This is a genomic window from Paenibacillus sp. FSL R7-0345 (assembly GCF_038595055.1).
Taxonomy (GTDB): Bacteria; Bacillota; Bacilli; order Paenibacillales; family Paenibacillaceae; genus Paenibacillus_AQ.
Map to the genome: position 1 here is coordinate 2,156,910 of NZ_CP152002.1, position 15,130 is coordinate 2,172,039.

At 52.0% G+C, this 15,130-nt stretch carries 12 protein-coding genes; 6 read left to right on the plus strand and 6 right to left on the minus strand.

Annotated features, from left to right (window positions below):
• Positions 1–7 precede the first annotated feature (7 nt).
• Positions 8–1,009 carry a phosphodiester glycosidase family protein gene (locus NST84_RS09005; protein ID WP_342565255.1) on the minus strand — a complete coding sequence of 334 codons (1,002 nt, stop codon included), beginning with the start codon at positions 1,007–1,009 and terminating at the stop codon, positions 8–10.
• Positions 1,010–1,213: 204 nt separating this feature from the next.
• Between NST84_RS09005 and NST84_RS09010 the strand changes: the two genes are divergently transcribed.
• The 6 genes from NST84_RS09010 (at position 1,214) to NST84_RS09035 (ending at position 7,499) form a co-directional block, all read left to right on the plus strand.
• Positions 1,214–2,116 (plus strand): DUF4362 domain-containing protein, encoded by a 903-nt coding sequence (locus NST84_RS09010; protein ID WP_342565256.1) that lies wholly within the window; start codon positions 1,214–1,216, stop codon positions 2,114–2,116.
• 22 nt (positions 2,117–2,138) lie between these two features.
• On the plus strand, positions 2,139–2,873 hold the full coding sequence (locus NST84_RS09015) for a response regulator transcription factor (RefSeq protein WP_342565257.1): 735 nt from the start codon (positions 2,139–2,141) through the stop codon (positions 2,871–2,873).
• Complete coding sequence (locus tag NST84_RS09020; protein ID WP_342565258.1) at positions 2,870–3,805, plus strand: sensor histidine kinase; 936 nt, start codon at positions 2,870–2,872, stop codon at positions 3,803–3,805. Before NST84_RS09015 ends, NST84_RS09020 begins: the two co-directional genes overlap by 4 nt.
• 317 nt (positions 3,806–4,122) lie before the next feature.
• A complete protein-coding gene (locus NST84_RS09025) occupies positions 4,123–5,040 on the plus strand; it encodes an ABC transporter ATP-binding protein (protein ID WP_342565259.1) in 918 nt (305 codons plus the stop codon).
• On the plus strand, positions 5,024–5,722 hold the full coding sequence (locus NST84_RS09030; RefSeq protein WP_342565260.1) for an ABC transporter permease: 699 nt from the start codon (positions 5,024–5,026) through the stop codon (positions 5,720–5,722). The genes NST84_RS09025 and NST84_RS09030 overlap by 17 nt, the downstream gene beginning before the upstream one ends.
• A 178-nt stretch (positions 5,723–5,900) precedes the next feature.
• Entirely contained in the window at positions 5,901–7,499 is a 1,599-nt protein-coding gene (locus tag NST84_RS09035; protein ID WP_342565261.1) for an ATP-binding protein, read from the plus strand.
• 423 nt (positions 7,500–7,922) lie between these two features.
• On the opposite strand, the gene NST84_RS09040 is transcribed toward NST84_RS09035, so the two are convergent.
• The 5 genes from NST84_RS09040 to pgmB form a co-directional block, all read right to left on the minus strand.
• Positions 7,923–8,768 carry a DegV family protein gene (locus NST84_RS09040; RefSeq protein WP_342565262.1) on the minus strand — a complete coding sequence of 282 codons (846 nt, stop codon included), beginning with the start codon at positions 8,766–8,768 and terminating at the stop codon, positions 7,923–7,925.
• A 189-nt stretch (positions 8,769–8,957) separates the two neighbouring features.
• A complete protein-coding gene (locus NST84_RS09045; protein WP_342565263.1) occupies positions 8,958–9,845 on the minus strand; it encodes an AraC family transcriptional regulator in 888 nt (295 codons plus the stop codon).
• Between the two features lie 96 nt (positions 9,846–9,941).
• Positions 9,942–11,630 carry an alpha-glucosidase gene (locus NST84_RS09050; RefSeq protein ID WP_342565264.1) on the minus strand — a complete coding sequence of 563 codons (1,689 nt, stop codon included), beginning with the start codon at positions 11,628–11,630 and terminating at the stop codon, positions 9,942–9,944.
• A 78-nt stretch (positions 11,631–11,708) separates the two neighbouring features.
• Positions 11,709–14,027 (minus strand): glycoside hydrolase family 65 protein, encoded by a 2,319-nt coding sequence (locus NST84_RS09055; protein ID WP_342565265.1) that lies wholly within the window; start codon positions 14,025–14,027, stop codon positions 11,709–11,711.
• A 212-nt stretch (positions 14,028–14,239) separates the two neighbouring features.
• Positions 14,240–14,902 (minus strand): beta-phosphoglucomutase, encoded by a 663-nt coding sequence (gene pgmB / locus NST84_RS09060; RefSeq protein WP_342565266.1) that lies wholly within the window; start codon positions 14,900–14,902, stop codon positions 14,240–14,242.
• Positions 14,903–15,130 lie beyond the last annotated feature (228 nt).

Sequence of the window (15,130 nt, forward strand, 5' to 3'; positions counted from 1 at the left end):
ATCATGGTCACTCCTTAATGTAAAGTATGTCGCTGACGCCGCGCTCCTGGTTTTTACCCTGCGGATTGTTGACCACCCGGCCCATGAAGTACATGGTCGAGGAACCGCCGCCGTCCAGATTGTAAGCTTCTGTTGCCCCGAGATCCTGCATCAGATCCGCAAGCTCGGTTAGTGTCATGCCGCGGCTGTAGCCCTCATTACGCCCGTCAACAACAACGAACACATAATGGTTCGGGGCTATCATACCGATGGCTGTGCGCGGATTGGCATTCTGGATCGAGCGGTTGCCGAAGTTGGTATCGATTTTGACACTGCTGAAATCACTGGTTATTGTCCCGTCCTGAATCAGAATCGGCCCGAATGACAGCGTGTTAGACACTCCCTGCGCCAGCAGCTCGTCAGAGGAAACCTCCTCCTCGTTATAAGTCTCCATTGTTCCATCCTCCAGCAAGGCCATTGCATCCCGCACAGGCTCATCACGGTACACCGTACCATTGCGGATAATCACCCCGTCGTCGCGGAAGCCGTAGTAATCGCCATTAACCGCAAAAATCGCATCATTACCGGAAGCAATCTCCGAAGTCACCTCGGTAATATTCGTACCAAAGCTGTTATCGGCAAAAGCGGACTTCAAACTGCTCGCATCCTTCAGCACAACATCCGCCACATAATACGTGATCTTGTCCGAACCGGACCCTGTCTCTACCTGGTCGATCTTGATCTGAATATCATCGCTGCTGTAGTTCCAGTCGTCGGAGGTAGCATTAACCTCGGCTGAAGAGGAAGCAGTCTCAGTACTTGCGGTGGTACCAGTGCCATTGCTATTGCTATTGCTATTGCTGTCTGCCGAACCGGAAGCTTCATCCGCCACAACGACCTCAACATGCTCGATTAAGTAACGGTCAGCCAGTTTATACACCACTCCGCCGATCACCAGGATTACGGCCAGAATCATGATTCCTGTCTTTTGTTTGAAGCTCAGGGTTTTCTTTTTGTCGATCTTTATCATTTCAGTATCACCTCAGCGTGTAAGTTCTTAAGTTGGATCATACGCGCCGTACCTTTAATGAACCTGAAATGAGAGACGGGGATGAAAGAGGAAGATACTGCCTGACCGGCAAGTTTAAATAATTGGGTAGTAAGAGCCGTAGCGGCTTGGTATACTCAAACGATAGACAAACTTTTCCAGAGTGAATAAGGAGGGGCCAAACCAATGCCATTTTCATCAAAAAACAGCCGGCCGCACATGCCCCAATCTGTACAAGGGAAGACGGTCCGCTGTGGAGTGCTGACGTTGACCATTCTCCTCGTAATGACACTTCTGCAGGGCTGCTTCCTCACGGACAGAAGGGCTGCCCCGGGTAAGCTCAGCCATGAGATTAATGAGCAGGAAGATGTGGTCAATTTCCTTGGAACAGGATTGATTAACCTGAACAAGCTGGATGAATTCCTGGAGCGGAAAACCGGCAGCCAGCGGATTATCCAATATACAATTGAAGGTGACCCGATCTTCACGGAGCTGCGGTACGAAGGAGATCAGCTTAGCGTTACTTATGACAACACGGAAGACGCTTTTGGCTCTAAAGAGATAAGGGTGTATAACTGTTCAGCGCTATCGAGACAAGAGGGAAGCACAGAGCTGAGATATACAGTGACAGGCTGCGAAGGAGAATTTCCGGAAGCTGAACTGCTGCGGGTCAATTACGGGCTGACTGGGCAGACCGGTTTTGGTTTTGTGCTGAAATACGGGGTGAACCGGAGGAACGAAATTAATACACTGGAACAACGGCTGGTTAAGGACCTCCAGGACGGTACAACAGTCGAAGCCGCAGAATTCAGGCTGCCGCACTCACAGCTGCAGAGCATTTACCGTGAGCTGGTGCTGGCTGGTTACACGCAGGACAAGACATTAACCGAGGCGTGCAATATCAAACCGGCTGTGACCTACGAACTTCAGGTTAAAATGAGCGATAACGCACGGAATTTTGTCTGGAGCGAATGCGATCAAAGCGCGGATGGTAAGGTAATGACTGCTCTGGCACAGAGCATCATCAGTGAGGTGCAGGAAAGCGAGTTTTATCAGGCGCTGCCGGAGACGAAGGGGTATTATGAATAAGAGTTGTTAAGGAGGTAGAGCAATGCAACAGCGTGTACTGCTGATTGAAGATGATGAAGATATAAGCAGAATGGTAAGCTCTTATCTGGCAAAAGAGGGCTATGAGGTCGAGCAGGTGTTTGACGGGGAGGCTGCCGAGCGCAAGGTTCGCAGCGGAGCCGCTTATGATCTGGTACTGCTGGACCTGATGCTGCCGAAGCGCAGCGGGATGGATGTGCTGCAGAGCATCCGCGCAGGAAGTCTGGTGCCGGTGCTGATTATGTCTGCCAAGGACAGCGACGTGGATAAGGCACTCGGACTGGGCTTCGGCGCGGATGATTATATTACCAAGCCGTTCTCGATGATTGAGCTGGCCGCCAGAGTGAAGGCGGCGATCCGCCGGGCGGGCTATGCGGCAGTAGGTGCTCCCGGCAAAGAGGAGCCGGCTGCAGCCGCAGAGCAGCAAGCCAGGGTTATACCGCTGCGCGGGCTGACGGTGAACCTGGACACTTTTTCAGCACAAAAGCAAGGGGAAGAGGTCAAGCTGACGGCCAAGGAATTCCAGATTCTGAAGCTGTTCGCCGCCAATCCGGGCAGAGTGTACACAAAGGCGCAGATCTACAGCCTGGTCTGGGAAGATGATTATTACGGCGACGAGAACGTCATCAATGTACATATGCGCAGACTGCGCGAGAAGATTGAGGATGATCCTTCCCATCCGGAATACATAAAAACACTGTGGGGCATCGGCTATAAACTGGGAGATGTGCTGCCATGATCCCTTTTCTCGGCGGCATTGTTGTAGTGCTTCTGTTCATTATCCTGTGGCAATCTTTGCGTTTGCGGGAGCACGGGCGCCAGCTGCAGTACATCCGGACCAAGCTGGAAAGTATTATAGCGAGCGGCTCGCATGAACGGCTGCTGCTGTTCAACAGTGATCCGGCGCTGCAGCAGCTGCTGGCTACCCTTAATGCTCTACTTAATGTCAATCATAAAGGCGCTGTGGAGAGGGCTCAGCTGGAGCAATCCATGCGCCATATGCTGGCTAACATTTCCCATGACCTGAAGACGCCGCTGACCGTTGTGCTCGGGTATATCGAGACCCTGCTTCAGGATCACGATCTGCCTGCCGGGGAACGGGAGAACATGCTGCGGACCATTCATTCCAAAGCGCAGGAAGTCATTACGCTGATGAACCGTTTTTTTGACCTGGCCAAGCTGGAGTCAGGGGACAAAGAAATTCCGCTTACACGGGTAGAGCTGGGCGAGCTGTGCCGCCGCAACATACTGTCTTTCTATGACCTTCTCAGCGCCGGGGGCAGCGATGTGCAGATCGAGATCCCGGATGAGCCGCTGTATATTTTGGGCAATGAGGAGGCGCTGGACCGTGTGCTCGGCAACCTGCTGTCCAATGCAATCACTTACGGAGCAGACGGAGGCGTGCTGGGTTTGAAGCTGTTTTTTAAGGAAGACAAGGTATGCATTGAAGTATGGGATAAAGGCAAGGGCATTGCCGAAGGCCATCAGGATAAAATCTTTGAGCGTCTGTACACCCTGGAGGATTCGCGGAACCGTGATTACCAGGGCAGCGGCCTGGGCCTGACCATTACCAAAAGACTGACCGAGCAGATGAACGGTAGCATCACTTTGACCAGCAAGCCCTACGTTAAGACGGCGTTTACTGTATCCTTCCGCAGGCTGGAGTTTTGAAAGCTATAGGAAACATTTTTTTTGGGAAAAAATACGGGAAAAGTGGCGGAGGGGAATTTTGGAACTGTAGGAGCGTTAGCGACCGCCTTTGTCTGCGGATTTCAACCGCGAACAGCGGTACAATTAAAGAAATCTGCAGACAACAGCGGCCGGAAGTCCAAATATTCTCTGGAGCCACGGCGAAGCCCAAATTTAAGTCTCAGGTTTAATCTATATGCGAGCTTAAGATTTTCGTAAGAAACAGGTAATAAAAAAGAAAATTCCGCCCTGTAATATATAAATCAAGGAAGACAACGAAGCCAAAGGGGATAACGGAAATGACAACGATACTGCGGACATGGAATTTAACCAAGGTCTATCAGGGCAAAGAAGCTGTGAACAACGTGAACATGAATATTAAGCAGGGTGAGATTTACGGTTTTCTGGGACCGAACGGGGCCGGTAAGACAACCGTGATGAAAATGATCACCAATCTGGTGAAGCCTACTGCCGGGGAGATCGAATTTTTTGGCGAAAAGATGACGTCCCGCTCTTACGAGATGCTCAAACGCATGGGCTGCATTATCGAGAATCCGGCGTTTTATGACAAGCTGACCGCCCGGGAGAATCTGGAGCTGCACGGGGAGTACATGGGCTACTATGACCCGAAAGCGCTGAAGCAAGCATTGGAGCTGGTGAACCTTACCGGGACAGACAAGAAGCCGGTCAAGCAGTTTTCGATGGGGATGAAGCAGCGGCTGGGCATTGCCAGAGCAGTGATGACCAAGCCGGAGCTGCTGATTCTGGATGAGCCGATCAACGGGCTGGACCCGCTGGGCATCAAGGAGCTGCGTGAGGTGTTCCGCATGCTGAGCCGTGAATACGGGATGACGCTGCTGATCTCCAGCCATATCCTCGGAGAGGTGGAGCAGATAGCCGATACGATCGGTGTCATCAAGGACGGGGTTCTGCTGGAGGAGGTCACAATGAATGAGATCCGCAGACGGGATACGGACTATATCGAGCTGATTACGGATAACAGCAGCAAAGCGGTATTCACGCTGACTAATAAGCTTGGACTGAGCAACTTTAAAGTGATCGGTACGCGGACCGTCCGGATTTATGACCAAATCTCACAGCTGGAGCTGAGCAAAGCGCTGGCAGCAGCAGATGTGGAGCTGGAGAGCCTGAACCGGAAGCAGCATTCGCTGGAAGATTATTTTGTCGAACTGATGGGGGGTGAAGTCATTGCTTAAGCTGATTAGACTTGAATTGCGCAAGAATAGAATCAGTTTGTTTAAAGGATCTCTGATAGCAGTCTTGGCTATTATCCTGTTCATGCTGCTGGTCGTATTCACAGAAATGGATGATCAGGGTGACTTCGCTACCTATGCCAATGTTTTTGACAGTGTGCATATCTTTGTAAAAGTAGTGTTTATGGTCTTCGGGTCTGTCCTGATCAGCAAGCTGGTTATTGATGAATATAAAAATAACACCATTGACCTGCTATTCATGTACCCGATCCCCCGCAAAAAGCTGATGGCAGCTAAGCTGCTGATTGTCTCCTTGTTTATGCTGGTTACGATTTTTGTATCCAATGTGGTGGTGGGTGCGGCGATGGCCGGCTTCAATCATTACTTTGTTAATGCCATCTCCGGTGAGCTGACGCCCGGGCTGATCGGTGAACAGCTTACGATATCTGCTGCAGATGCATTGTACTCGGCAGGGATCGGACTGATACCGCTGTTCTTCGGAATGCGCAAAAAATCAGTTCCGGTCACGATCGTTTCAGGTGTGCTGATTTCTGGTGTTCTGTCATCCAATTTTGGCAGCTTCCAGCTGGGAAGTCAGGTAGGAGTATCCTTAGTTCTCGGACTTACAGGTGTGGTTGTTGCCTATCTTTCGATCCGCAACATAGAGACGCAGGACGTAGCATAACCAGATATCCGGATTATAAAAAAAGGTGATAAAACCGCTTGGCACCGCTGTTTTTCTGGCGACCGCCAGCGGTTTTTTTGCTATAATAGAGTTTAATTCAGGAATTTCTACATAAATAGAGAATTTCCGCAAATGCGGGATCAGAGTAGCAGGTTCAGAGCAGCGGAGGAGGTGGGTAATGCTTAAAGACTGGGCTGCCATTCTGGGCAGGGTGCTTTCTGAGGAAGGTGCTTTTAAATCGTTATATGATCATCATCCGGACTTGATCATTGTGCTCGACAGACAGGGAAGATACGTGGACAGTAACCGTGCTTTCAGCTCGGTTGCTCCGTGCGTTCCAGCGTATCGGCCTGCAGTCACAGAAACAGTCCTGACTCCAGGGAAAACACATTTTGCAGCGGCCCTGGAAGGGCTGACCACCAGCTTTGAGCTTGTGGAGGAAGGCAGCGGCGGCATATCTGCCCCTCCGGTCATAACTTATGCTCCTGTTAAGACGAATGAGGGGATTGCCGGTGTATTTGCCATTATTCGTCATGATGTGAATACCCTGCTCCCGGTAGCGCTGATGGAATGGTTCAGCCAGCTCCTGGCAGCCGAAACGGAAGAAGAGCCTGGCGGGCAGGAGGAGGAGCTGCAGTCGTTAATGCTCGAAATGGCTGAGGATAAGCGGCTTAGCCTGATTCTGAATTCGGTCTCGGCCGGAATCTTCGGGCTGGACAGGGATGGCCGGACCATCTTTATCAACCGTGAAGGCGCGGATATGCTGGGCTACCATCCGTCCGAGCTGGCAGGGGTATATCTGATGGATCAGATTCAGCATGCATATAGCAGCGGATCAGCCCATTCGCCGCTGGAGTGTCCGATCCGCCATACCCTGGAAGACGGGCTGATCCGCAGTAGCCTGGACCAGATATTCTGGCGCAAGGACGGCACGAGCTTTTTTGTAAGCTACCGGATAGCACCGCTGCTCGATAAAGGCATTATCTGCGGTGTGGTAGTCTCCTTCTCCGACATTACCAATGAACGTGAAATCCGGCGGGCCAAGGAATCTGCTGAGCAGGCGGCTCAGGCGAAGTCGGATTTCCTGGCGATGATGAGCCACGAAATCCGTACACCGATGAACGGAATGATCGGCATGGCCGATCTGCTGCTGGAAACGGAGCTCGAAGAGGAGCAGCGCAGCTATGCCGAGATTTTGCGCAGCAGCAGCTACAGCCTGCTGCAGATTTTAAATGACATCCTGGATTTCAGCAAGATGGAAGCCGGTAAAATGCAGCTGCAGTCCGAGACCTTTGAGCTGCGCGAGATGATTGAGAGCATTATCGATCTGTTCACGCCTAAGGCGGAGGAGAAGCAGCTCGCCCTGCGGTGGTGGGCGGACACCAGCGTTCCGGAAGCAGTAACCACCGATCCCAGCCGTCTGCGGCAGATCATCGTGAATCTGGTCGGCAATGCGCTGAAATTTACCGAACGGGGAAGTGTAACCTTATCGGTGAAGAATATTCCGCTGCCGGGATCGCCGGATTATCTGCTGGAATTCTCGGTCCGCGATACTGGCGTTGGTATTGCCGACAGCAAGCTGAACCTGCTGTTCCAGTCCTTCTCCCAGCTGCATCCGCTCATAAACCGCAAGTACGGCGGTACAGGCCTGGGCCTGGCCATCTGCAAGCAGCTGGTGGAGCTGATGGGCGGAACGATTTTTGTGGAGAGTGAGGAAGGCCGCGGCTCGATCTTCCGGTTCATGCTTCCGTTTGTGAAGGAAGCGGTAGAGGCTTAACAGGTGGCTGCGCGGCGGCACCAGTAAGAGGTCTTTGCCCGCACTGCTGCTATTATTAATACAAAAGCCAGCCAGCCCCGTTGCTCCGGAGTCAGGCTGGCTTATTTGTTGGTTGCATTTCAGTTGCAGAGGGTGCTCAACAGACTAAGTGGAATTATGACACCTATTTTCCGCCAGAACAGCGGCTTCAGAACTTTAGTTGGATAAACGCTACTTCATTTCAGTGATTTCATCGCTGGAAGGCTGTTGAACCTATATTAGATGTTGTTTTTCCAACTAATCATTGTAAAAGTTGAAATTAGACGGAATTAAGTGGCGAAAATCCAATTAAATCTTAAGAGGTTATCCTTGGGCAGGTTTTAGCGTTAATTACGCTAATGCGTAAGCCCCTAACCCGTAAGCAGGCAGGTTGCCCCACCACTCCTAACGCATATACATCAGGCCGACGGTAGCCGGTCCGCAGTGGCTGCCGATCACACAGCCAGCGTTGATAACGGCGATTTCCTTGACCTTGGTCTGCTCGCGCAGCGCCTTCTCCAGGAACCTTGCGTCCTCTTCGGCCAGCGTGTGCGCAACGATCAGCAGCTCCTGGTCGATCTCGTCCACATTAGCAAGCGCGTTCTGGAGCATTTGCTCCACGGCTTTTTCTTTTTTGCCGCGGACTTTGCTGACAGGCACGATGGCGCCGTCAACCAACCGCAGAACGGGGCGGATCTTCAGCAGGCTGCCGATAAAGTTCTGCATTCCCGAGCAACGGCCGCCCATATATAAGTAGTCAAGGGTATCAACGACAAATTCGGTCTCCACCCGGCTGCGTGACTGCTCCAGCATAGCGGCGATTTCCGCACTGCTGTGGCCTTTGGCGGCAGCACGTGCAGCCTTCATAACCAGCAGTGCGATCCCTCCGCACAAGGTTTCAGAGTCAACAACCCGGACACGTCCTTCCGGGAATTCACCTGCAGCCAGCAGGGCATTCTGGTATGTAGAGGATAGGGCAGACGACAGGCTGATGTAGACCACATCTCCGCCGCTTGCGATAACAGGCTCAAAAGCCGCGATGAAGTCAGCTGGTGACGGGGCAGCCGTCTTAGGCAAGGCTCCGTTAGCCGCTACTCTGCGGTAGACTTCCTCCGGTGTAATGTCTACACCGTCTTTGTATGTACCGTCCTGAAAGACCACGTACAGCGGAACGATGCCGATATCATACGTTTGCTTCCAGCCTTGCGGCAAATCGGAAGTGCTGTCTGAAAAGATTTTTACAATAGACATGAAATTCTCCTTCACCGAATCTGAGTCTCGGATCACAGTTATAAGTTACAAAAATACCATATAATCTGTCTATTATACCAAGCCCTTGCCGAATCTCAAAACAAAAATCACCGGCTGATAGAAAAAAAGACCATCCCCATAGGATAGTCTTTACTGTTTCCTGCTTCATGCAGTATGAAGGGGCATAGCTTATTTTTTTACAACCGGAATCCAAACCTCGCAGACATAATCCTCCGCTGAAGTATCTCCGGGAGGGTACAGCTCGATTTCCGGTCCGCCGGCATGCTCGTAGCCTGTTCCCGGGAACCATTCCTGATAAATCCGCTGCCAGACAGCCTGAAGCGTATGAGGCAATGGTCCTTTGGAAGTGAATACCGCCCAGCTGGCAGCCGGAACGATGCCTTTCTCATAGCCATGGGGATCGGCAGCTTCCTCTGCCTGGACCCCGACCCAATAGGACAGCAGATCTTTTTCCATGTCCATGCTCATACAGATGCCAAGCCACGCCTCCTCTGAAGCAAGCCCGATCAGCTCATCCGAGGTGCCGCCCTCGTTGCATTCCTTCCAAAACTGGGGGATTCTGCGGAAATTCTCCCCGTCCTTGCAGGTAACCTGTATTGATTTGCCGATTACATTAAAAGCAGGCTTTTCCACGATCTTGTATTCCATTTCCTGATCTCCCTTCAATGATAGGTGGAAAGAGAGGCGGGGGAATGCTTTAAGCTGGACCCCGGGTTCACGCGCCGCCGAGGGAGTAAGCCCATGGGCTTTGCGGAACGCCTTGGCAAAGGATTCCGGTGAGTCATAGCCGTATTTCAGCGCTACATCCAGCACTCTGACTCTGGAGCTTGCGAGCTCCTGGGCGGCCAGTGTCAGCCTGCGCTTACGGATATAGTCTGCCACCGTGAAGCCGGTCAGCATACTGAACATGCGCTGAAAGTGAAACGGAGACACATGCACGATTTTCGCCACATCCTCAATGCGCAGCGGTTCGGTCATTTTGTTCTCCATATAATCCATTGCTTCCTTCATCCGGACCAGCCATTCCACGTGTACGCCATCTCCCTTTGAGTTCATCCTATCATGGCCAGAGGAACCAGTCCTGTTATTCTCTGCTCATTAATGACAGGTTTTCTTCAAAGTATAACGTATAACGTATAACGGATACAGCTGTCAGTTCCCCAGCCGGTACACTCTGGCTTCATAAGGACGCAGCGTGTTACGTACATCTGCTGCGGGCTCGTCCGGGTAATTGCTGATGATCGTTTCATGCACTGCGGCAAGCACATCCGGAAGCTGAACCGTCTGCGGTGCATCGCTGAAGTTGAGCAGCACAAGCCATTTTTCATCATCCAGTATCCGTGTGTAGGCGTAGATATAGTCGTCCTCCGGCAGCAGCAGCTCGTACTCGCCATAAGTCATGATAAGGTGCTTTTTGCGCAGGGCAATCAGCTTCTGGTAGTAATAAAAGACGGAATCAGAGTCGGCCAAGGCCTGCTCCACATTGATTTCCTTGTAATTCGGATTCACCTTCAGCCAGGGTGTACCTTCTGTAAAACCGGCGTTTGCCGTGTCGTTCCACTGCATTGGAGTGCGGGCATTATCCCGGCCTTTGGTATGGATAGCTTGCAGAATCATATCGTGATCCCCGCCGCCCTCCGTTACCTTTTCCCGGTACATGTTCAAAATCTCGATATCCTTATAGTCTTCCAGCACAGGGAATTTGACATTGGTCATGCCGATTTCTTCACCCTGATAAATATAAGGTGTGCCCTTCAGGGTATGCAGCAGGGTAGCGAGCATTTTGGCCGACTGGACGCGGTATTCACCGTCATGCCCAAAGCGCGAGACCATCCGGGGCTGATCATGATTGTTCAGATACAGGCTGTTCCAGCCCTGCTCAGCAAGTCCAACCTGCCATTTATGCAAAATATCGCGCAGCCCCTTCAGGCTCCACGGGATGACCTCCCATTTACCGCCGGGGCCGGAATCGATGTCCATATGCTCGAACTGGAACACCATCTGCAGCTCCTTGCGGTCCTCTGCCGTATAGAGAATTGCATCCTCTACACTGGCACCGGGAGTTTCTCCGACGGTCATCACATCGTATTTGGAGAGCACCTCACGGTTCATCTCCTGCAGATATTCATGGACCCGCGGGCCGTTCATATAAAATTCTCCGCCGCCGGCAAGTCTGCCGGGCTCCAGATCGTCGCGTTTGACTGAAGGCAGGCCGTCTACTTTGGAGATCATGTTGATGACATCCATCCGCAGGCCGTCCACACCCTTGTCCAGCCAGAAGGTCATCATCTTGTAGAGCGCCTCGCGCAGCTTGGGGTTCTCCCAGTTAAGATCCGGCTGCTTGCGCGAGAACAGGTGCAGGTAGTATTCACCGGTCTGTTCATCCTTCTCCCAGGCCGGGCCGCTGAAGATCGAGCTCCAGTTGTTCGGCAGCTCACCATCCGGGCCGCCCGGTCGCCAGATATAGTAATCCCGGTATGGATTATCCTTGGAGGAGCGCGATTCGGCGAACCAGGCATGCTCATCAGAGGAATGGTTGATGACAAGGTCCATCATTAGCTTGATGCCGCGTTCATGCAGCCCGGCGAGCAGCTCTTCCCAGTCCTGCAATGTGCCGAATTCATCCATAATGTCCTCGTAATCGCTGATGTCATACCCGTTGTCGTCGTTCGGCGACTTATAGACCGGCGATAGCCAGACTACATCTATGCCAAGCTTTTTCAGGTAATCCAGTCTTGAAATGATTCCACGCAGGTCGCCGATCCCGTCCCCGTTGCTGTCCTGGAAGCTCCGCGGGTAGATCTGGTAGACGACGGCTTCTTTCCAAAAGGCTCTGTTCATTTTAACGACTCCTTTATATGTTAAATTGTGTGCCCATATAAAAAGCCCCGTGGACCTAAGTCCCGGGGCCGCCAAAAATTATGCCGTTACCGAGGAACCTTCAGCAGTGACGCTGCTTAGCCCGTTCACAGTATACTCTTTGCCGTGGATCGTGATTGCCGCCGGTACATCGGTCTCATTCGTTACAGTAACCTGCGCATCAGTAACGGTAACCTTGAGCCGTGAGCCGCGGAACATGATTTTGAACGAATAGGCGGTCCAGTGACCCGGGTTGGACGGGTTCAGGATCAGCCGGTCTGCCAGTACGCGCAATCCGCCGAAGCCGTGTACAACCGACATCCAGGTACCCGCCATACTTGTAGTGTGGCAGCCGTCTTCCGTATCGTTGTTGTAGTTGTCGAGATCCAGCCGGGAAGTACGCAGGTACATTTCATAGGCTTTTTCCTTGTAGCCCAGCTCGCAGGCCAGAATGGCATGGATGCAAGGGGACAGGGAGGACTCATGAACGGTGATCGGCTCGTAGAAGTCGAAATTCCGTTTTTTCGTATCCAGATCGTAGCGGTCGCCCAGGAAGTACAGCCCTTGCAGGACATCCGCCTGTTTGATGTAGCAGGAGCGCAGGATGCGGTCCCAGGACCATTTCTGGTTGAGCGGCAGATTCTCAGGAGCTACTTCCTTCACCGGAATAATCTCCTTATCAAGGAAGCCGTCCTGCTGCAGGAAGATGCCGAGCTCCTCGTCAGACGGATAGTACATTTTGCTGATGATTTCATTCCACTTGGCAGTTTCACTGTCCTGCAGCTCCAGCTTATCAGCCAGCTCTGCGTAACGGGCAGCTTCATTTTCCTGCAGATATTTCAGTGCTTCGAGCGTATATTCCATCGTCCAGGAGGCGATCCGGTTGGTGTACCAGTTGTTGTTGACGTTGTTCTCATATTCGTTCGGCCCGGTAACACCCAGCATTACATACTGGTCCTTGCGCGGCGCATAATGCACGCGTTCCTCCCAGAAGCGGGAGATTTCCACCAGAACCTCAAGTCCGTATTGGCCGAGATAAGCCTTGTCGCCAGTGTAGTTGACATAGTTATAGATAGCATGGGCAATTGCCCCGTTGCGGTGAATCTCTTCGAACGTAATTTCCCACTCGTTGTGGCATTCCTCACCGTTCATGGTCACCATCGGGTAGAGCGCACCCTTTTTGAAGCCGAGCTTGCGCGCGTTCTCTTTAGCCTTTTCCAGATGCTTATAGCGGTAGATCAGCAGGTTGCGGGAAATGCTGGCATCCGCCGTACTCAGGTAGAACGGCACGCAGTATGCTTCTGTGTCCCAGTAGGTGCTGCCGCCGTATTTTTCACCCGTAAAGCCCTTAGGCCCGATGTTCAAACGGTCATCTTCACCGGTATAGGTCTGATTCAGCTGGAAAATATTAAAGCGGATCGCCTGCTGCGCCGACGCGTCTCCTTCAATAATAATGTCGCTTTCCTTCCATTTGTCGCCCCAGGCGGCAGCCTGCTCATTCAGCAGGGTAACAAATCCGGCTTCACGGGCAGCGGACAAGGCGTTCTGAGCGGCTTCAACCAGCTGGCCCAGGCCGTAATTGCGGGAAGTGACATTGGCGGCATACTTATAAATAACCACCTGGTCGCCGGACTGCACAGAAAGCTCCACTTTGCTGCCCACATATTTCTCCTGCTCCAGCGCCTCAGCGCCGGCGGTAACCTTTTCACCATTAACCAAAATGTCAAAAGCAAAAGCCGAAGTCACATGGAAATCGAGCTTTTTCGTCTTGAGTGTCAGGTAGCCGCCTTCCGTGCCGCTTTGCTTCTCCACTTCATTCCAGAATTTTTCGTCATAGTTGGAGTCCTTGTTCTTAATGTCTCCGTCGAGGTAAGGAGTAACGGCCAGTGTTCCGGCGAAATTGAGCGGAGTAACCGCATAACGGATCGCGCCGATCTCATGACGGGCCATGCTGACGATGCGGATGCTCTCCACCTGTACCTGCTTGCCGCCCTCCAGCTCAGCTGTAAAGCTGCGCAGCAGTGTGCCTTCCTTCATATTAAGAACACGGCGGAACTGGGTCACGGTGCTGGTTGCCAGATCAAGCGGTGTGCCGTCGATATCAATGTTAATGCCGATCCAGTTCGTGCTGTTCAGTACCTTGGCAAAATACTCCGGATAGCCGTTTTTCCACCAGCCGACCCGCGTTTTATCCGGATAATAGACACCTGCCATATAGCTGCCCTGCAGGCTGTGGCCGCTGTACTGCTCTTCAAAGTTGGCTCTGCCGCCCATGTAGCCGTTCCCGATGCTGAAGATACTTTCGGAAATTTCCTGGGTATGCGGATCAAAGGATTCTTCAATGATGGACCATTCATCGATTTTGAGATATTGTTTCATTGTTTTTTGGCTCCTTTTAAATGAGGGATGAAGATATAAGAATGAATCAAAGAAGTTGTATTACTATTACGGTAACAGTGGCGCTACTGCACAGAACGTTTGGACTTCCGGCCGCAGCTTCGTCACCATAATACTAATAACGTATTTTTAATTCATTTTATAAAAGAGTAGGGCAGAAACTGCTTCATATCACAATTACCGGTTAATATGGATCAAACCGCTGCGAACCATTCCCGGAGCTGGCCGGTGCTGACCTGGGCGAGGGAAGGGACAACCACATTCGCCTCGGACAGTGTTTCCGGTGAGCCGATGCCGATGCTGCGCATGCCGGCGCGGGTGGCGGCAAGGATTCCGGCTTCTGCATCCTCGAACACGACGCAATGCTCAGGATCAATGCCTACGGCCTTGGCACCCAGGAGGAAAACTTCGGGATCAGGCTTGGCAGCGCTCGTATGTGTGCCGTCGATGATTGCATCGAAGTAGGGGGTCAGGCCGGTGTTGTTCAGGATGGCCATTGCATTTTTGCTGGCAGACCCCAGAGCCACCTTGATTCCGGCTTCGCGGCATTCCTGCAGAAAGGAAAGGGCACCCGGCAAAATCTCGGAGCTGTCCATCTTGGAGATGTATTCGACATAGCGGTTGTTCTTTTGCTCGGCAAAGCGTGCTTTCTCTTCTTCGCTGAACGTGAGTCCGCCAATCTCCAGTAGAATATTCAGCGAGGCGGCCCGGCTGACACCCTTGAGCTGTTCGTTGTCCTGTTCGGTGAATACGAAGCCGAGCTGCTCGGCAAGCTCTCTCCAGGCAATAAAGTGATATTTGGCGGTGTCGACGAGTACGCCGTCCAAATCAAACAGGCAGGCTTTGATTTCTGACATGTTGAACCTCCTAAAAGTTTTGTGAGCTGCGCTTCCTGAAATCCTTCGTACAAAACTCGCTTCGTAAGCATGGGCTAAGTTTTGTGAGCTGCGCTTCCTGAAATCCTTCGTACAAAACTTGCTTCGTAAGCATGGGCTAAGTTTTGTGAGCCATACTTCCTGAAGCATGAACTGATTTTTGTTAGCGCTTGCTTACATCGTTTTTTGTGTATAGAACTAGATTCGGTA